The 18,710-nt window shown below is 30.1% G+C and carries 18 protein-coding genes; all 18 read right to left on the bottom strand.

Annotated features, from left to right (window positions below; genetic code table 11):
* Positions 1–4: 4 nt before the first annotated feature.
* Complete coding sequence (gene pseH / locus MKY60_RS04980; protein WP_340928915.1) at positions 5–541, bottom strand: UDP-4-amino-4,6-dideoxy-N-acetyl-beta-L-altrosamine N-acetyltransferase; 537 nt, start codon at positions 539–541, stop codon at positions 5–7.
* 203 nt (positions 542–744) lie between these two features.
* Positions 745–1,077: a hypothetical protein gene (locus MKY60_RS04975; protein ID WP_340928913.1), complete on the bottom strand. Its 333-nt coding sequence runs from the start codon at positions 1,075–1,077 to the stop codon at positions 745–747.
* Positions 1,078–1,345: 268 nt separating this feature from the next.
* The gene (locus MKY60_RS04970; RefSeq protein WP_340928911.1) at positions 1,346–3,544 is read right to left on the bottom strand and encodes a hypothetical protein; all 2,199 of its coding nucleotides are present in this window, start codon (positions 3,542–3,544) and stop codon (positions 1,346–1,348) included.
* A gap of 144 nt (positions 3,545–3,688) precedes the next feature.
* Positions 3,689–4,363, bottom strand: a complete 675-nt coding sequence (locus MKY60_RS04965) for an acylneuraminate cytidylyltransferase family protein (protein WP_340928910.1) — start codon at positions 4,361–4,363, stop codon at positions 3,689–3,691.
* 12 nt (positions 4,364–4,375) lie between these two features.
* A complete protein-coding gene (locus MKY60_RS04960) occupies positions 4,376–5,347 on the bottom strand; it encodes a sugar phosphate nucleotidyltransferase (RefSeq protein WP_340928909.1) in 972 nt (323 codons plus the stop codon).
* 18 nt (positions 5,348–5,365) lie between these two features.
* The gene (gmd, locus tag MKY60_RS04955; protein WP_269915642.1) at positions 5,366–6,379 is read right to left on the bottom strand and encodes a GDP-mannose 4,6-dehydratase; all 1,014 of its coding nucleotides are present in this window, start codon (positions 6,377–6,379) and stop codon (positions 5,366–5,368) included.
* Positions 6,379–7,494, bottom strand: a complete 1,116-nt coding sequence (locus tag MKY60_RS04950; protein WP_093494219.1) for a DegT/DnrJ/EryC1/StrS family aminotransferase — start codon at positions 7,492–7,494, stop codon at positions 6,379–6,381. The genes gmd and MKY60_RS04950 overlap by 1 nt, the downstream gene beginning before the upstream one ends.
* 6 nt (positions 7,495–7,500) lie before the next feature.
* Complete coding sequence (locus tag MKY60_RS04945; RefSeq protein ID WP_093494218.1) at positions 7,501–8,361, bottom strand: sugar phosphate isomerase/epimerase family protein; 861 nt, start codon at positions 8,359–8,361, stop codon at positions 7,501–7,503.
* Positions 8,358–9,005: a NeuD/PglB/VioB family sugar acetyltransferase gene (locus tag MKY60_RS04940; protein WP_093494217.1), complete on the bottom strand. Its 648-nt coding sequence runs from the start codon at positions 9,003–9,005 to the stop codon at positions 8,358–8,360. The genes MKY60_RS04945 and MKY60_RS04940 overlap by 4 nt, the downstream gene beginning before the upstream one ends.
* Positions 8,995–10,056: an N-acetylneuraminate synthase family protein gene (locus MKY60_RS04935; protein ID WP_093494216.1), complete on the bottom strand. Its 1,062-nt coding sequence runs from the start codon at positions 10,054–10,056 to the stop codon at positions 8,995–8,997. Before MKY60_RS04935 ends, MKY60_RS04940 begins: the two co-directional genes overlap by 11 nt.
* Positions 10,057–10,070: 14 nt before the next feature.
* Complete coding sequence (locus MKY60_RS04930) at positions 10,071–10,820, bottom strand: CBS domain-containing protein (RefSeq protein ID WP_340928905.1); 750 nt, start codon at positions 10,818–10,820, stop codon at positions 10,071–10,073.
* 31 nt (positions 10,821–10,851) lie between these two features.
* Positions 10,852–11,739 (bottom strand): methyltransferase domain-containing protein, encoded by an 888-nt coding sequence (locus MKY60_RS04925; protein WP_340928903.1) that lies wholly within the window; start codon positions 11,737–11,739, stop codon positions 10,852–10,854.
* A gap of 27 nt (positions 11,740–11,766) precedes the next feature.
* Complete coding sequence (locus MKY60_RS04920) at positions 11,767–13,023, bottom strand: glycosyltransferase (protein ID WP_093494213.1); 1,257 nt, start codon at positions 13,021–13,023, stop codon at positions 11,767–11,769.
* A gap of 65 nt (positions 13,024–13,088) precedes the next feature.
* Positions 13,089–14,249 carry a glycosyltransferase gene (locus tag MKY60_RS04915; RefSeq protein ID WP_340928901.1) on the bottom strand — a complete coding sequence of 387 codons (1,161 nt, stop codon included), beginning with the start codon at positions 14,247–14,249 and terminating at the stop codon, positions 13,089–13,091.
* 53 nt (positions 14,250–14,302) lie between these two features.
* Positions 14,303–15,280 (bottom strand): UDP-N-acetylglucosamine 4,6-dehydratase (inverting), encoded by a 978-nt coding sequence (pseB, locus tag MKY60_RS04910; RefSeq protein ID WP_340928899.1) that lies wholly within the window; start codon positions 15,278–15,280, stop codon positions 14,303–14,305.
* Between the two features lie 164 nt (positions 15,281–15,444).
* Complete coding sequence (locus tag MKY60_RS04905) at positions 15,445–16,644, bottom strand: motility associated factor glycosyltransferase family protein (protein WP_340928897.1); 1,200 nt, start codon at positions 16,642–16,644, stop codon at positions 15,445–15,447.
* The gene (locus tag MKY60_RS04900) at positions 16,641–16,991 is read right to left on the bottom strand and encodes a hypothetical protein (protein ID WP_340928895.1); all 351 of its coding nucleotides are present in this window, start codon (positions 16,989–16,991) and stop codon (positions 16,641–16,643) included. The genes MKY60_RS04905 and MKY60_RS04900 overlap by 4 nt, the downstream gene beginning before the upstream one ends.
* On the bottom strand, positions 16,992–18,710 hold the full coding sequence (locus tag MKY60_RS04895) for a motility associated factor glycosyltransferase family protein (RefSeq protein ID WP_340928893.1): 1,719 nt from the start codon (positions 18,708–18,710) through the stop codon (positions 16,992–16,994).

Below are 18,710 nucleotides of genomic sequence, written 5' to 3'. Positions count from 1 at the left end.
ATTCTTATTCTTCAAATTCGCATATATTTTTTTTAAACTTACCTGCTTTTAACCAATCATCCTTCAAAAGTTCTAACAGATTCATATCGAAAAAAGAACCATTTTTAAAAATATGGTCTTTATACACTCCTACCAACCTGTATCCATGCATTAAATTTAGCTTAACTACATTATCATTTCCGCCCATTACTGCAGCAGTTATTTTATGAAAACCGTATTTTGAAAATATATAATTATAAAAATAAGTCGGTATAATCCCACCATATATTCTATACTTTTCTTCACCTATATAATAACCCCAGCTAGCTCTTTTATTAACAGTGTCAATATCATTTAAACTTATTAAACCTACTAAAACTCCTTTTATTTCGATGATCCAGTATTTATCTGTCTCGGAAATCGATACTCTGTTAAACCATTCTTTCTGCTTGTCAAAGTCCTTTTCTATATCTGTATTCATGAATCTTGTCACATCAGCTTGTGTTCTCCACTCGAGAACTTGAGTGAGATGTTCTACCTTCAGTTTAAGAAAGTGAATCATTATATAACCTCCGCAAACATTTATATTAAGTATATTGCTTTTATCGGTTAAATAATCTTTTTTTTCATGTTAATTCTTTTTAACAAAAAGAGGAAACCATCTATACTTGATAGTTTCCACCTTATTCTGATGTATCTTTTCATGGGTATATATAATTAAATCCATTTACAAAAATCATATTTAATCAACTAAAATTCACATGATTAACTATTTTTTTGCAACCAAATACTTGAACCAGATTTCCCTTCAAACGTATCTCCAAATATCTCTTTATGTTCTAAGATTAAATAATTATTCCACAAATCAATTATAAAATCCTGATTATATTGTAAGAAAGCTCTGAGTAAGTATGCCTCATTCCAAAACCTTCCTTCAAAAATCCATTTTTCAGGATATTCAAAAGGATAAAATATGTCATGAAAATGGATCCTTACCCCGGGTTTCAATTTCGGTAATATTTCAAAGATAATGTAATTTACATCACTTCCAATTTTACTAACATGATAGCTATCAATAAATAAAATATCTCCTTCCATAAGATTAGAAAAAACTCAAAATCTACAAATTGTACTTTTTCATTAAAAATTGTAACTTGCTCATAATCATCTTTCTCAAGTAATGATTCAAGTCGTTCGGGAAAAGGTTCTATAAAAGTGAGTTCCAAATCATCAAGTTGATACGCTTTTTTTATATCAAGCATTAATGCAGAGCTAAAACCTGAAATTTATCCATATAAAAAATCTCCATTCTGCAATTTTACTAATACCAAAAACTATAATGAAGTAATACTTTTTAATATTAAACTTATGAGAGAGTTGTATTCATATTCTTAAGTTTAAGTAGATGTTCTTTTGCTCCTTCATGACTGTCATTTGAAAGTTCTATACATTGGAGGAATCTACTGCTAGCTTCTTCATAACAATTTAGTTTAAAAAATCCCACCCCTATGTAATATAGTACTGAAATCTTATATTCTTTAGTAAAAGTTCTTTGTGTATGTAATTCATCATTACTATCAAAGACATTCAGGAATCTATTCATTACTTCAATGCCTTTTTCTATTTCACTGTTGTCAATTAATATTCTACCTACATAGAAAAGAGTATCTAAATTGTGTTCTACTTTATCAATCCAAATCTTCAATTCTTTAAAATCATTACTTAAAAATAATATTCTAAATAAGTATGTTTTCTTCGACTCAAACTTTCTTATTAAATTTCTTATAAAATTCTCAACTTCAATTTTATTCTTCTCACTTGATTTTTTTTCAAAAAACTGTTTTAGATATAAAAGTTCTCGTATAGATATTTTATCTTCATCGAGGTAATCTTTTAAATACTTCCAATAGGATTCATATAATTGAGTTGCCTCTAATATATTCCCTTTTGCTTCGAATGCTTTTCCTACAACAAAGCTATCTTTCAATTCCCTTTTTATCGATGAATTTCCGACAATTTTATTATATCTTTTATCTGCAAGGTAACATTCTTTTTCGATTAAAGGTTTTATTGGAGAAAACTTCGGATCTACCTCATTATTTAACAATATTCCTAATCCTTTAGCTAAGCCAATTGAGTCAGATTTGTACAATGGTAATTTGTTTTCATTTTTTCTTTTAAATTGTTGTTGTATGTACTTTATTAGCTGTTTCGTATTTCGAGCTTCTATTACCCATGTTGAGTTTATTTCTTCTTTGTGGTAAATCCTTGCACTATCATGTAAAGTTACGGAAGGGACTCCTATGTGCTTAGCTTCAATTATAGACGATGAAAACGGTGTAACATGTACATCCATTTTTCTTAATATAGCCATAAGTGGTTCCTGTGTAGCAAAGGTTGTTTCTACCTTTCCATCTTTTATTAAATTAGAAAGTAACTCTTCACATTGCACCATTTCATTTAAATATTTTCCTTCCATCGCAGGATGGTATCGAATATACCATTTCCACTTTTCGGGTGAATTTTTTATTGTTGCAAATAACCAATGTGGAATATTATCATCCCAACCAATTAGCCCGTATTTCGGTTGTAAAGTTAATAGTATATTAACCTTTCCTTCTTCCATGATCTCTTCTAACTTTTTATCATAATAGCTTACAATAAATTTTTTATCTTCTTTCCATAATTCTAACCAGGGATTTCCTCCTGCGAGTGCTTTATGAACAGTAGAATTTTTAAAACCTTCATTAATTAATTGAGCTTCTCTCCCACTCCAACACCAAAAATAATTTGGCAAAATATTATATCCTTCTGAAGGAGTATAATCCCAATTGTGATAGATAAGTGGAGATTGGCTTCCATGTTGAATATCAACTGTTGGAATTCCTATGTTTCTTGCAGCTAGAATTAGAGGATAAGCAATAGGATTATAATAATTCACTATTAAAACCAACTTTGATTTCTTAATATTTAAAATATATTCATAAAATTCGCTTAATCTTTTTATTTTTGACGTTTCATAATTTATGTCTCCTATGTTAAAACAAGATAATTTGGTATTTAGATTTTCCTCTATATAATCTTTTACTTCCTTAAACATTTTCAGGTACGAAGGCTCATTTACATCTACACTATTTAAAAAGTAATTCAACTGATTTTCAATAGAAAAAGATTCATCAAAAACAGGTGTTTTTTTAACTTTATGTAAACTATATTCCATATTTGATACTTTTAATTTACTTTTTTGAATCTCCTCATGAAATGGTCCTGTTAATCTATGGTACCATTTATCATCCATTAATTTTATTCTGATGAAAGAATCTATTAATACAAAAACATCTATAATATCATTACTTTCAACAGCATCAGCTAGTTCTCTTAAAGCCCCATTTTCTCTCTCAGATGCTTGTGTATGGGCGCTTTGAACTGCATTAGGTAATAGTTCAAAATTTAATTTCATTCTAATCCATGGCCATACATCTACACCATTCATCCTCCACGAACTTACAGGAAAAAGTTCCTCGATTTTGCTGATAATCTCCAGATCATTTTTTGTATTCACCATAGAATCGCATCCTAATTTTAATTATTTCGTATTTCAAAATTATATTCTTATATCAAGTGAGTTCAGTTCTAACAATAGGTTACAGCACCCTATTCCGCCAATATGAAATGTTCCATTCTTACTATCACTGCTTCCTTATTTCCTTTACTTCTTTAATAATATCTCACATAATCTAAAATCATTCATATCATCAATATCTAAAGAACGTTCTTTAGGCATTACAAAACTGTGCGTATCTTCAGTAAAAAATGTTTTTACATCTAAGAACTTGGATACTTTTGCTACGTATATCGCACCATTTAATACATACGATATTGGAAGCTCCTGTCTTCTCAAGATCATTTGTTTTTGTGATAATATAGGAGTCAATTTTTCATCCTTAATCCAATACATCCAAAATGGAGATTTATCTGACTCTGTCACACTTACGCAAATATCCATATTCTTTTCAAGTACATACTTTATACAAGTATCTATATCCTCTACATTTCTTAAAGGGGATGTTGGTTGTAACAAAACTACATAATCAAATCCTTCTAAGTATTCTAGAGCATGTAATACTACATCTATACTTGTAGAATCGTCTTGTGCTAATGAGGCAGGTCTAGTAAAAGGAACTTCGCACCGCATCCTTTTAGCTACTTCTATTATTTCTTCATCGTCAGAGGAAAGAATGACTTTTGATATATACTTACTTTGTTGAGCAGCTTCGATAGTCCATCCAATTAGTGGTTTTCCATTCAAATTTAATACATTCTTTCTTGGCAATCCCTTAGATCCCCCACGTGCTGGGATTACTGCAAGTATTTTAGGTTTCATTAAATTCACCTTCTAATCTAATATCTCTTTTAATCGTGAACTTTCATATTTATCACTTATTAGTATTCCATTTTTTGTTGCAATTACAATCAAATTTGAAAGGCCTAATAATTTTATGGGGATTTCTAACTCATTTTGTGCAAAGACATCATTACAGTCTTGCGATAGTGTGACATTCCCACTAATTTTCGGCTCAATTTTTTCTAATAATATCTCCCAAGTTCCCAAATCATCCCATAATCCATCGTACTCAACAGCTACTATATTTTGTGAATTTTCTATGATTTCATAATCAAAACTTCGTTTAGGAAGGCAACTGAATTGTTTAAGAAAATCATCATAATTAGTTGATATACCTTTACACGTCAGCTCATTTAATACCGTTTTCAAGGGGAATACAAAAACACCACTGTTCCATAAAGCGCCTTTTTTTATCAGGTCTTTTGCAAAATTAAATTCTGGTTTTTCAATAAATCTATCGATTTCTTGTAAATTTCCCGAAATTTTTGGTATCATGTATCCAAATTTAGAAGTAGGACTAGTCGGTTTAATGCCTACTAACCCCATACCGTAATGTTTATTTTTTATTATTTCGGACAGAGATATTACTTTTTCATAAAATGAATAATCAACATATGCATCTGCTGAAACTACCGCTACTACTTCATTTATAGTGGCATCAGTATTGGATATAATGTAGGAACAGCCAAGAGCAATCGCAGCAAATGTATCTCTTCCTTCTGGTTCTTTAATAACTGTTATATCTGGCACTTGATTTGATACTAATTCATATTGTTTTTCAGTTGTAGCAATAATTATATCTTCTTTGTTTACAATGGTTGTAATTTGTCTTATAACTCTCTGTAACATGGATTCTTTCTTATCTTCATGTACAAATAGCTGAAGTAAATGTTTTGGTGTTTGATCAGTAGACATTGGCCATAATCTTTTTCCAGATCCGCCTGATAATACAATGATTTTCATTTACTCACCTCAATATTCTCACTTTTTCAAATCTGATTGAACCATCATTTTCACTAACTCTTCAAATGTTGTTTTAGGTTCCCAACCTAGCACTGACCTTGCTTTAGAATAATCCCCTAAAAGTAAATCTACTTCTGTTGGTCTAAAGAATTTCGGGTCGATTGCTAGTATTACTTTTTTGGTTGCACTATCAATACCTACTTCATCTACTCCGTTACCTTGCCATTCAATATTAATATCTATCTCTTCAAAAGTTTTTTCAACAAATTCCCGTACCGTACGTGTTTTACCTGTTGCAATAACAAAATCTTCAGGATGATCCTGTTGAAGCATTAACCACATTGCTTCAACGAAATCTCCAGCAAATCCCCAATCACGTTTAGCATCTAAGTTTCCAAGATATAAACAATCTTGCAAACCTTTTTTAATTTTAGTAGCAGCAATTGTAATTTTTCTAGTAACAAATGATTCACCACGCAAAGGGGATTCATGATTAAAAAGTATACCATTGCATGCAAACATATTATAAGCTTCTCGATAGTTTACAGTAATCCAATAACCATATATTTTTGCAGCAGCGTAAGGGCTTCTAGGATAAAAAGGCGTTTTTTCTGTTTGTGGTGTTTCTACAACCTTTCCAAACAATTCACTAGTTGAAGCTTGATAAAATTTTGTTTTCTTTTCTAAACCTAATATTCGAATAGCTTCTAAAATACGTAATGTCCCAATACCATCTGTATTTGCTGTGTATTCAGGAGTTTCAAATGATACTTGTACATGACTCTGTGCTGCTAAATTATATATTTCATCGGGCTGAATTTCAGAAATTAATCGTATTAAATTGGTGGAATCCGATAAATCACCATAATGTAAAATAAAATTTGAATTCAAAATTAAATTTTCTATTCTATCAAACTTCTCCAATGAAGAACGTCGAATAAGCCCATGAACAATATAATTTTTTTTCAATAAAAATTCTGATAAGTAAGCTCCATCTTGTCCATTTACTCCTGTAATAAATGCCACTTTCATTATTCACACCTAATTTCATATAATATACTTTGAATAGCTTTTACAATCTCATAAATGTCTTCCTCTGTTAAACCAATATAAGTAGGAAGGTTAAACCCCTTTAGAGAAACCTCTAAGCTTTCACTAATGTCCTTAGCATACTCTTTGTATATTGGCATACTAGATAATGGGTAGAAAAATGCTCTGCTATCAATACCATGTTCTTTTAATTTTTCCAACAACGTATCTCTATAACATGCTTCAATTGTTAATGGAAACAACCAGTTCACATTTGTTCCCTCTTTACATGCTAGTTGTGTCGATATTTCCTCAACATCCTTAAGATAAGTTTTATATAATCTAGAGATTGTATCTCTTTCTGAAAGAATTTGTTCAATTCTATCTAGTTGAGCTACTCCTATAGCCGCTTGAATGTTAGTCATACGATAGTTATAACCAATTTCTTCATGGAAATACTTTTTTTCTTTGCTCATCCCATGATCGCGTAAAATGCGTAACTTTTTCATGATGTTTTCATCGCTAGTCACACACATTCCGCCTTCACCAGTTGTAATAATCTTATTAGCAAAGAAAGAAAAACATCCAATATGCCCAATGGATCCAACTTTCTTTCCTTTATAGCTTGCACCGTGAGCCTCTGCACAATCTTCAATTACATACAAACCATACTTTTTAGATATATCCATAATTCTATCCATCTCACATGGCATACCATATAAATGAACAGGAATAATTGCTTTAGTTTTACTCGTAATCGCTTTTTCAATACTTTCCGGGCTAATACAACAATTTTCTTTATTAATATCAACTATTACTGGTTTAGCGCCTGCATGTAATACTGCATTAATTGTTGCAGCAAAAGTTAAATCAGGTACAATCACCTCATCATCTTTGCCAATATTTAAAACTTCTAAAGCTATATGAATTGCGGTTGTACCATTTGACATTGCTATACCAAATTTAGAACCTATATAGTCAGAAAATTTTTGTTCAAATAGATCAATATACTCTCCAGTACTTGAAATCCAGGAAGAATCATATGCGTCTATCACATTTTGACGCTCAAATTCTGTCAAATAGGGTCTAGATATTGGGTATTTAATTTGTTGTACCAATTTAGCTCACCCTTTCGATAAAAAAGTTTTAATTGTATTGTATTGTTCTAAAATTGATTCAGGTGAATTATTCATGGACTCCAAAACGATAATTGTTTCCTTATTAATATTCTTTAAATAATTTAATTCCTTCATTGTAGGCTGCAAATGCTGGTCATCCGAACCATCATTATGATGAATATGAATTTGCAAAATATTATTTTTAAATTCTGAAATAAATGTGTTGATATCTTCTTTTTCATATAAATGTGTTGCAAGGTTATAATGACCAATATCTAGTAGTATTCCAAAATTGTCATCGTTAACTTCTGTTATCAACTTTCTAAATTCCATAATTTTTGTCATTAACAAATACTTAAACTTTTTTGGATGTCCCCCAGATGTTTCTATTGCAAATTTCACTCCGCATCTCTTAGCGTATAGATTAATTTCTTTGCAAGAAGCAATCAAATGCAAAAATGCTGAATTATATTTATCTTCATCAAATTGTTCCTCAGTGAAAGCAAATCCTTCAAAAAACTTAATCTCATTAGGATCAGCTAACATTCCTGCATGCATTGAATAAATTGGAGCATTTAATTTAACACATAAGTCTATAGCATTTTTTGCCATATTTATTGAAGTATTTCTTATCTCTGTATTTTTAGATGCAATATTTAAAGCTATCGGTTCTAGTAGTGGAGGGAAATAATTGTGAATAACATATTTGTTTTCTTTAAACTTTTCTAATAAGCATTCTAAATCTTCAATATACTGATGCGATGATCCTAATTCTATATTAGTAATATTTAGTTGATTAAATTTCTCTAAAACTTCCTTTAAATCAAAAGGATTTCTAATAGCTGAGGTGGAAACATATATATTCATTTTGAATCCAACTTTCTAATTATTTTTGCTGGTACTCCCGCCACAATTGAATTGCTTGGAATATTTTTTGTAACTACTGCACCTGCTCCTACTATTACATTATCACCTATGACAATATTTTCTTTTACAACAGCACCTATACCTATAAAAACGCTTTCTCCAATTGTTACCCTACCTGCAATTTTTGCTCCTGGAGCAATATGAGAATGTGGCCCTATTACAGTTTCATGCTCAATAATTACCCCAGAGTTTACAATTATATTTTCATTTAAAACAACAAGAGGTCCTACTATTGAAAGAGGACCTATTAAAGTACTATTGTGAACTTTAGAACCAATACCTAAAATAACAGAATTGTGAAATATGCCAATGATTACTTTATTATGGTGTAATAAATGTTCATATAATTGTTTTCTTAAATTATTGTCTCCAATAGCTAACAAACATGCTTCTGTTTTAATTCCATGTAAATTTATCCATTCTTTTTGAATAATAGTATGATTGAAAATTTCTTCATCATTTTTTTTTTTATTTTTATCAACAAAAAAAAGTTCTAAATAACTTATATTTGATTGCTCTAACCAACTATAGACAGATCTTGCATGCCCACCTGCACCTATTATTGCTAAAGTTTTATAATTCATAGATATCGTCTTCTTTTAAAATATGATTTATCGAAAGGCTTGTTTTTACTCTTTTTCCGATATAATTAAAAACCTTATTAGCAGGAATTCCTATATCACTACGCTTTGCAGTTAAAAAATCTTCCGTAAGAATTTCACTTTCATTTATTTCTTTAGCAAGAACTAGCTTTTTTTGCATATTATTTTTCGTAACTTTTTCACTACTAGTAGGTTTTTTAATACCGTCACCTAAGCTTGCCTCAACGAATCTAATTGTCTCAACTAGTGATATTAATTCATTTTTGTCTAATGATGCTAAATGATCTGGCCCTTCCATTGTTTTGTCCAAAGTAAAGTGTTTCTCAATCACTTTAACTCCTAATGGTACTGTAAATGGAGCTATACCTACTCCTTCTGTATGATCAGAATAACCCATTATGATTTGAAAATCTTCAGCCAGATTAGGGATCACTTTCATGTTCACTTCATCAATTGGCGTTGGGTAATTTGAAGTACAATGAAGTAATATCACATCCGTATTTCCTTCACTCCTAATTACATGTAACGCCTCAGTTATCTCTTCAGATGTACACATACCTGTAGACAGCAAAATAGGTTTTCCTAATCTAGCTACTTTTTTTAAGAATAATAAGTTTGTCGTATCAGTCGAACTAATTTTAAAAGCATCAATATCCATTTTTTCTAAATCGTAAAGGCTTTTTTCTTCAAATGGTGTTGATAAAAAAATTAATCCTTTTGTTTCTACATAAGATTTTAATTCCACCATTTCATCTACTGTTAGCATTAGGTTCTCTAACATTTCAAGCTGACTTTCCTTTTTATTCGTAGTTCGTAATTGATAAGGTGCTTTAGAGGCATTGTAAATAAGTAGCTCTTCTGGATAAAAAGACTGAAACTTCACAGCATCTACTTTAGCCTCTGAAGCTTCATCTATCATTCTTTTAGCTAAGTCAATGTTTCCATTATGATTAACTCCAATTTCTGCTATGATAAATACAGGAGATTGGGAGTCTATAACCCTATCAGAAATTCTTATTGATTTATTAAACATAATAACTCTCCTTCTTAAACTCTCCCATAAATATCGGAATATCTAATAATATCATCTTCTCCAAAATAACTCCCTAATTGCACTTCTGAAATAAATAGATTTTCTTCATCTGAAATATTTTCTATTGAATGTTTACAACTTTTAGGAACAAAGATATAATCTCCACTCGTCATACTTTTTATACTTTCGCCAAGTGTTAATTCACCTTTCCCTTTAACAATCACCCAATGTTCTTCCCTATATTTATGTTCTTGTATGCTTAATTTACCTTTTGGATAAACACAAATAATCTTTGCTCTTGTAAAATCGCTTAAAAAAACAGTTTTATAATATCCCCATGGACGATTATAAATTTCTTGTTCCAACTTCTCATCATCTAATAAACTAAAATCTCTATTAGGCTGCCATTTAGAATCTTCTAACAATATTATATGTAATTGTTTTTTTGTCACTACATTTAACAACACTTTTTCCTCGTTAATTATTGGTAAAAATTCTATCTTTGAATCTTTAAAAATATTCACTACTGTTTCAAATTCATCATTTTCTCTTATACTTTTAAAGTTACTATTAACTACTTCCGAAACTTTTGACGACAATGAAATCCCCTCTATTAAAGCCCTTCGAATATCACCATCCGTTAAAGTTCCTATTACTTTATTATATGTATCTGTAACAACAACAAAACCTTTTTGATTTCTATCAATAATAGTTAGAGCATCAAGAATTGTGGCTTGCTCTTCTGCTATATAATTTTTATACACAAAATGCCTCCAATAACTTAAATTATATTTTTTAACCATGTGATTCTCTTCTATTTTTAGTCTTTAAATCGTTACTATCTCTATAGAAATTTACTTCTTCCAAATGTAAGTCATATACATTCTTAATCTCCCTATTTTCATTTAAACTCGAAGATTTTTTAACTACAATTAATAACTCTCCATTTCCTTTTTCGTGTATTTTCATCATATTCCATCCTGTCATTTCTAATAAATCTAAAATATTTTGTTTATGAAAATATGACAAGTGTACTATTCTAAACCAATAATCCTCTAGTGCAGAATGGTACGAATATTTTTTTTGATCAATAGCACTTAAAGACGGAATAGCAATATATATTATCGCTTCATCAGAAGTTTCTTCCCACAATTTTTTTAATACTTTTTTAGGATTATAGAAGTGCTCTAATATATGAGAAAGTATGATTAAATCATATTCCTTTATATTTAAAGGTTCTTCATCATAAAACTCACCTAAAACATTTATTTTACCTGATAACAAGCTTCTGTTACTACTACCTCCAGGTTCAACTGCTGCTAGATAGTTCGTATTAATCTTTTCGGATAATCCTAATAAGTTACCTCCACCACCTGCTCCAATCTCAAGAATCTTATTAACAGTTGAGGTAAACTCTTTTATAAATTCATATATTTCATATCCACGTTTTTTATAACTAAGATCCGTTATTTCTACTGGAACCCCGTAATACTTCTCATATTCATAAGTATAAAAATTATTTAGTTCTTTTTTAACGGGGATAGGATTTAAATAAATGAATCCACATTCCCGACATATTACTGTTCGATAAGGCATTTCAAATTGAACTTTATCTGCTATAATAGAATATCTATTAGAGTTACAAATAGAACAGTTTGTATCTTCAACTTTTGAATAGTCCATTTTTACCTCCGGATTCAACATAGTCAATTACTTTTCCTGCATATTCCCAGAATTTAAAACTTGAATAAAAAAGCTCTCTAGTTTATAAGTATTATATTCTCTATCATATTCTTTATATCTCTCTAACACTTCTTCACTATCTAAATAAAGATCTGTTTTGTCTAATTCTAGTATTTCTATTATTGATTCATTAATTTTTTCTTCAGAAGATTCTAATGGCAAAACAGTTTTATAAGGATAGTCTTCTAAAAAATCACGAATAAATTCATTCTCTTTATTTACAAGAGAAAATATATATCGGTTTGCTAAAAGTAAATTATAAAATTTACTACCTGCAGACGTGCTTAGTATATCCACTACTAGATTAATGTCCGCATTACTTATCAAATCTAACGATTCTTCGAAGGGTACTCCTCCTAAATAATTCACAAAATCATAACTCTTTAATTCATCTAAGAACTTTGAATTTTGCACATCTCCAGCTATTATAAATTCGATGTTCATATTATGTTCAACCAGACTTGCTATAGCTTGAAGTATTTTTTTCAAGTATGTTTCATATGCAGTGTAAATAAAGCCACAGCAAACAATTGTATATTTATTAGTAGTTGCATTCTTGATATTAGTTCTATTAATGCTATTCAAATCATCAGTATCATATCCATTTGGAATAATAGACATAGGTATGTTACTAGTATTCTTTAAAATAATTTCCCCTAATTTTTCATCCACTGTAATAATTCCATCCACCGATTTTAACATTTCTGATTCAAAGTAAGAATTTAACATTACTCCTTCTTTGGAGCGATATTTATTAATATCATTGCCTGTAGCCCAACCGTCTCTATAGTCTACAACAAGCGGTACGCCTGTAACATTCTTCAAAATTGTTCCAACAGTTCCCAATGTAAATGGTGGAATTGTACAATAAATTAAATCTATTTTTTGAGAGTTAATAATTTCCAAACCTTTTATTACAAAATGCATTAACGATCCAATCTCTGCATCAGGAATATGTACTTCATGATAAAATTTCCTAAAATTCTCATCACTTTTTTCATTAGGCTGAATAGAATTTACATAATAAATCTCTAAGTCACTTGGAATATCATTTAGCAAGTTCTGATTAATATTTGGTTGTTTATGCAATTCGGGATTTAATGTAAGAACGATTGGATTCCAGTTCCCATGCTTACTTAAATATTTCACAAATTTAGTAGGTCGAAAAACCCCACTGCTAAATGCAGGTGGGAAAAAATATGTAATAAATAAAACATTTTTCATTCAACAAAACCCCTTCTTCAATTTCTCCATAAGGCTTCTCACTTTTTTTAAAGAGCTTATTCTAATTATTCACTATAAGACAATAAAACTTTCCTTAACTCTCTTTTTGTAAAACTATATTCTTCTATCGTGTATAAACCTGAATTTAATAAGTTTAGATTCTTTCTTGCATCAATATAATTTGAATGTAGATGCAATGCTTTATTAAAGTATTCCTTTGCAAGTTCAAATTCATTTTTACTCACGTAAATAACACCTAAATTATTTAAACTAGCTCCATGATCAGGACTAACAGTCAAGATTTCTTGTATTACTTTTTCTACTTCATTATGTTCTTTTACAAAAATATAATACAAAGATTTTAGAAATAAATAAGATACATATGAAGTATTTGTTTTTGAAATAGAAATACTATCTAAAAGTCTCTTAGCATCTTCCCATTTATCATATCTTATTAGCAATGTAACTAAATCTAGTTTATTTTGATGTGTTGTGCTATCAAGACTTTTAAATTTCTCTTCAATATATATTAAATTATATTTATTTAAAATTATTTTTTCAGCATTATGTGATTTTTCCATGTTGGAAGTTGTATTATTTCGATGTCTTCTTATAAAAGTTAATGGTGATTCCACATGATTTATTTGGTAGCCGGAATCTAATATTCGAAGCCATAAATCTACATCCTCATTCATTTTCATTGATGTATCAAAACCTTTTAATTCAAGTAAGACCTTTCTTTTTATCAATAATCCTGATGGAGAAACTATTGGATTTCTAATTAGTACTTTACAAAAACCCTCGGTACTTATTAAACTTTTTCCTGTAATAGAGTCAGATACTACCTTAGAGCTCTCATCGATTTGGTAGTATCCTGAATAGATGGACTCGAATGAATCTGTTCGCATTTTGTTTAAATAAGTATCTAACAATTGTTCTGAACACTCATCATCTGCATCTAAAAATAATATCCACTCACTTGTTGCTTCTTGAATTCCTAAGTTTCTTGCAACAGATACTCCTTGATTACTACTCTGTTCAATCACTCTAATATTCTTGTATTGATTTGCTAACAAGTTAATAACCTTAAGTGTGTTATCTGTGCTTCCATCATCAATAATTATTATCTCATCTAGCTTTATCTTCTGATTAACTAAGCTCATAACGGCATTTCTTATATACTTTTCTGTATTAAAAGCTGGTATTACCGCAGAAACTTTTACCATAAAATCACCTTCAACCTAATATACTAAAAAATTTAACCAATTGTGATGGAAATTTATCTATCTAAACTTTCAATAACTTCCTTTAACTTGTTTACTGAATACCAGTCCTCATTATTATCGCTAGTATAAGCAAAGCCTTCTGCTAGTGGCTTACCACCTTCTGCAAAACTCTTTGACCACCAAGGAAATTCTGGTTGTATGATATAATAATCATCAAATTCAACTGTTTGACGAGAATCATCCTCCATAATCATAGCTTCGTGTAACTTTTCACCAGGACGAATACCTACAATTTCAATATTACATTCAGGTGCTATTGCTTTTGCTAAGTCCATTACTCTCATGCTTGGAATTTTCGGCACAAAAATTTCACCGCCATGCATACGTTCTAAATTATCTAATACGAATTGTACCCCTTGATCTAACGTTATCCAAAAACGGGTCATTCGTTCATCCGTCACAGGGACTGTACCTGTTTCCTTAACCTTTTGAAAAAATGGTACAACACTTCCTCGACTACCAACTACATTTCCATAGCGAACAACGGAGAAACTCGTTTTCTTCTCTCCTGCATAGGAGTTCCCTGCGACAAATAATTTATCGGAAGCGAGCTTCGTTGCACCGTATAGATTAACTGGGCTACATGCCTTGTCCGTGGATAGCGCTATAACTTTCTCTACTCCGCGATCTATCGCTGCTTCTATTATATTTTGAGCACCATGAATATTCGTTTTCACTGCTTCAAAAGGATTATATTCACATGCATCCACATGCTTCATTGCCGCAGCGTGAATGACAATATCAACACCATCAAATGCTCTCACCAATCGTTCTTTATCCCGTACATCACCAATAAAAAAACGAACCCGTGGATCAGTAAATTCCTGTTTCATTTCATATTGTTTTAGTTCGTCACGACTAAAAACAATTACTTTTTTTACGTCTTGTTCCAGTGCTTTTTTTATGAACTTTTTCCCAAAAGACCCTGTTCCACCAGTAACAAGTATTGTTTTATTTATTAAAACTTCCATAGTCATTATTTCTCCAATCTAATTTTTATCAAAAAAATGCAGTTCTTATTGTTTTTACATTATTTACTCTATCTATATATCGGTCTAAATTCATAATAATAAAGAAAATCCCGCTCTAAATTAAGAGAGGGAAATTTCTTATCATTTAAAATATTTTATTATTATCAAAAAACAAGTTTATTCTTTAAACTGGCTGCATCTAAATAAGGAATTCCCTTTATTTTAGCACCCTCCCAAGATGTATTATATAACTCAACACTCGTTTCGTTCACTTTTCTTTCGAACCATCGTAGGTATGCACTTAAATTTGCTGTTGTATGAATATATTCACCATTATTAGCCAAAACTCTTCGAAATGAAATACCATTAATTACTTTATTTCCTGAAGAAGATGAGATCGAATGGGTGTTATAATCTTTAAAACCTAAGTCTTGACCAAATAGAATAACCTTCTGAAAGCCCATATACTCTAATAAAGAAAACGCAGTAGTTGCCACAGATCCACCCGTCTCTAGTACATCTTCGTTCCTTGCCTTTGCCTCATTCTCTGAAAGTAAATAGCCTTCTTGATAAATAATTACTTTTTGCCCTTTATGGACTCGAGTCATTTCATGATTAGCAGTTGCTAAATAAAAAAGTAATCCTTTATATCCCTTATTCTCTAATTGGTTCACAACATTTATTTGAGTATCTGTAATAATAACTGCATTAGGTTCAATATCGTGCCTCAATAGTGTATTTAAGGCCGATCCAACTGCCAAAATAAAACATTTTTCTTTTGTTTCCTTTAACAATTCAATCGTGTTATCAAGTGAGGGACCAGCTGAGACTAAATAGGCTGATTTTTCTTTAAACATATCTGCAAACTTACTAATAGAATGATCATTATTTTTACTATTGGCTTGAAAATTCTTTTCTAGTTCCGTAGCCAATGCAACATAACTCATTTGTCTGATTTTAATATCTTCCAACACATCGTGAAGTCTATGTTCATGGCCAATTGCTTTCATCCATGGGTTTGGGATAATAACCTTATATTGACTTAAATCCACATTAGACTCTAATCTTATAATTACATTAACGTTTTTATACTGTTCCATTTGAGAGATAAATGGACAAATCTTTAATTCTTTATGTTCCAAAGCTAGTACGATTATAGGTTTCCCTTTATCCAATTCAAGTAATGCCTCTAAATGATACCCTAATCCTAGTCCTACTAAAAAATAGCCTTTTGCATTTTCATCATATTCATTAGCAATAAATTTACGTGCATCCATTCGGGGATTATATTTACTATAAATATAAATATCATTAAGTAGTAATGTAGGTTCTCCATTTTTTGCAGTTTCAATTTGGTAGTTCACTGCCCCTCACTAATTTCATATAAACTACATTCTTCAAAATATGGTCTGATTTCGTATTCAAACATATCAGCAATGATTATAAAGTCTTGAATTCCTAATCCATTATTTACTTCTTGTAAAAACTCATGGATTTTTTCAGGTTCTAAAAGATTTTCTATCCCGTTTACAGCAATAAGGTGGTTTGCATCTATTATCCAACCCATCCCCTCACTAAATTGTAAAATTCTTTTTGTAGCTTCAACAATTTTATCTTCTCTAAGTAAATCCGCAATTTCCTGACAGCCTAGTGGTAAGGCGGTAATATATTCGTTGTAGCTTTGCATTGTCTCTCTTACTAAATCAGTCATTTATTCACTCATCTCCAATTTTTCTTGTAATTGTTTTATTAAATCAGTAGTGTATTGTTGTGTTATATTAGTTACTTTTAGGAGTCTCTTATATAACGTTGTGTTTTGTTCATAAACTCTATTAAATTTCTCCATATCAGTTTCATCCGCTGTCGGAGAGTATTTTTTCATTACATCCATTGTTATAGGAGCAAGTATACTAGAAAGTGGAACAATCTTATATAGTTTATCAAGTTTAACATCATTTTTATCAATTTTTTTTAAAACATCTTTGGAAAAACTGATGTTATTTTTATTTTTTATGAGAGCACTCAGTGAATCATTCAACAGTATCTTTATCTTATCGTAAGTTTTAACTTCTTCCTTTATTTGATCAATGAATAGTTCAACTGAAGTTTTTTGTGGAATTTCTACACTATTTATCTCTGTGTTCTTTAAGTAGTTTTGATCAATATATGTTGTACAAAACTCCTTAAAAGGTATTTGAGTAAATCCATCTAAAAATATTCCACCTTCTGTGCTATTAAATATTAACCCTTGAAGACCATTAGATTTGATCATACCCTCGAAATCTTCTTTCATTGTATAAAAAGCATAATCAGTTAAAACATCCTCACCAGAATATCCCTTCGCGAAAAATAAATCTCTTTTCTTTATGTAAGCATCATCTACAAGAGAGAATGATTTATTATGCTCTGCGTGAGTTTTTTTGTCTGTGTATGCCAAATCTTGTCCAATAAACGTTATCGGTCCCTGTGTAATATACAGACCTATAGCTAGAGCATAATTTGCTACAGATCCTCCACCAGTTATTATAGGAAAATCAGTTTTTAACACACTTTTCATATGACTACTTAAATTATTAGCATCCGCTGATAAAAAATAAAAAGATGGATTATTAAAACTCTCACGTATTTGATGATGATTATACATACTATAAATAAGCTTACTATCTTTAAAAAATAATCCTTTAAAGTGATTATAATTAGGTACACCACCATCGATAGAAATTACATAATCAGGAACAATATTAAAATTTAATAGAGTATTGATTGTAGATCCTGCTGCTATAATAATTACTTTATCTAGAACAAGTCTGAGTTGTTCAATTTGTTTGGTTAAAGATGGTCCTCCAGATACAATCACTACAGGACAGGAATATTTTTTATATAAATTAGATAAGCTTTGATCTATAAATGCGTTTCCCAGGTTAAATATATAATTCTTTTGCCAATCACTTGCATATCTCCTCATAGTATTCTCCATAATTCTATTAATACTAACTCTTTCTTTAATCATAGTTAAGAGTTCCAAATACAGTTCTGGAAATAAATTATTGTAATTTGGCGAACAAATAATATTTATATTACTATATATGTTTAGTTCTTCTATTAATAATGATTTGATAGCTTCTTCATTTGTATCTTGAATATAAACATAATCTATTGACTTCTCTGTCTCTTCAGCATTTGGTATTTTTAAAGGCTCTATTACAATTACTTTTTCCTTTGTTTCCTTTCTATCCATTAGTGCTTTAGCAAAATATCCTTTACCATATCCGAATAAAATAGTTATATGATTTGGTTTATAATATTTATCTACAAATTGCCTTGCTTCTTTTTCTGGATCATATTTACTATGTAAAAAATAACCATTTACTTTTAAAGTAAAATTATGTTGTTTTGTTTCTAACTCTAGAATTTCAAATTTAGGAATCAT

Origin of the sequence: Psychrobacillus sp. FSL K6-1415 (assembly GCF_038003185.1) — a bacterium.
GTDB lineage: Bacteria > Bacillota > Bacilli > Bacillales_A > Planococcaceae > Psychrobacillus > Psychrobacillus psychrodurans.
The sequence above is the reverse complement of the archived record's forward strand: the minus strand, read 5'-3'. Positions and strand labels throughout refer to the sequence as shown.

What these genes read in the sequence shown, in the direction of transcription:
- pseH (WP_340928915.1), bottom strand. Translation starts at nt 541, where the DNA reads ATGATTCACTTTCTTAAACTGAAGGTAGAACATCTCACTCAAGTTCTC.
- MKY60_RS04975 (WP_340928913.1), bottom strand. Translation starts at nt 1,077, where the DNA reads ATGGAAGGAGATATTTTATTTATTGATAGCTATCATGTTAGTAAAATT.
- MKY60_RS04970 (WP_340928911.1), bottom strand. Translation starts at nt 3,544, where the DNA reads ATGGTGAATACAAAAAATGATCTGGAGATTATCAGCAAAATCGAGGAA.
- MKY60_RS04965 (WP_340928910.1), bottom strand. Translation starts at nt 4,363, where the DNA reads ATGAAACCTAAAATACTTGCAGTAATCCCAGCACGTGGGGGATCTAAG.
- MKY60_RS04960 (WP_340928909.1), bottom strand. Translation starts at nt 5,347, where the DNA reads ATGAAAATCATTGTATTATCAGGCGGATCTGGAAAAAGATTATGGCCA.
- gmd (WP_269915642.1), bottom strand. Translation starts at nt 6,379, where the DNA reads ATGAAAGTGGCATTTATTACAGGAGTAAATGGACAAGATGGAGCTTAC.
- MKY60_RS04945 (WP_093494218.1), bottom strand. Translation starts at nt 8,361, where the DNA reads ATGAATATATATGTTTCCACCTCAGCTATTAGAAATCCTTTTGATTTA.
- MKY60_RS04940 (WP_093494217.1), bottom strand. Translation starts at nt 9,005, where the DNA reads ATGAATTATAAAACTTTAGCAATAATAGGTGCAGGTGGGCATGCAAGA.
- MKY60_RS04935 (WP_093494216.1), bottom strand. Translation starts at nt 10,056, where the DNA reads ATGTTTAATAAATCAATAAGAATTTCTGATAGGGTTATAGACTCCCAA.
- MKY60_RS04925 (WP_340928903.1), bottom strand. Translation starts at nt 11,739, where the DNA reads ATGGACTATTCAAAAGTTGAAGATACAAACTGTTCTATTTGTAACTCT.
- MKY60_RS04920 (WP_093494213.1), bottom strand. Translation starts at nt 13,023, where the DNA reads ATGAAAAATGTTTTATTTATTACATATTTTTTCCCACCTGCATTTAGC.
- MKY60_RS04915 (WP_340928901.1), bottom strand. Translation starts at nt 14,249, where the DNA reads ATGGTAAAAGTTTCTGCGGTAATACCAGCTTTTAATACAGAAAAGTAT.
- pseB (WP_340928899.1), bottom strand. Translation starts at nt 15,280, where the DNA reads ATGGAAGTTTTAATAAATAAAACAATACTTGTTACTGGTGGAACAGGG.
- MKY60_RS04900 (WP_340928895.1), bottom strand. Translation starts at nt 16,991, where the DNA reads ATGACTGATTTAGTAAGAGAGACAATGCAAAGCTACAACGAATATATT.
- MKY60_RS04895 (WP_340928893.1), bottom strand. Translation starts at nt 18,710, where the DNA reads ATGATTCCTAAATTTGAAATTCTAGAGTTAGAAACAAAACAACATAAT.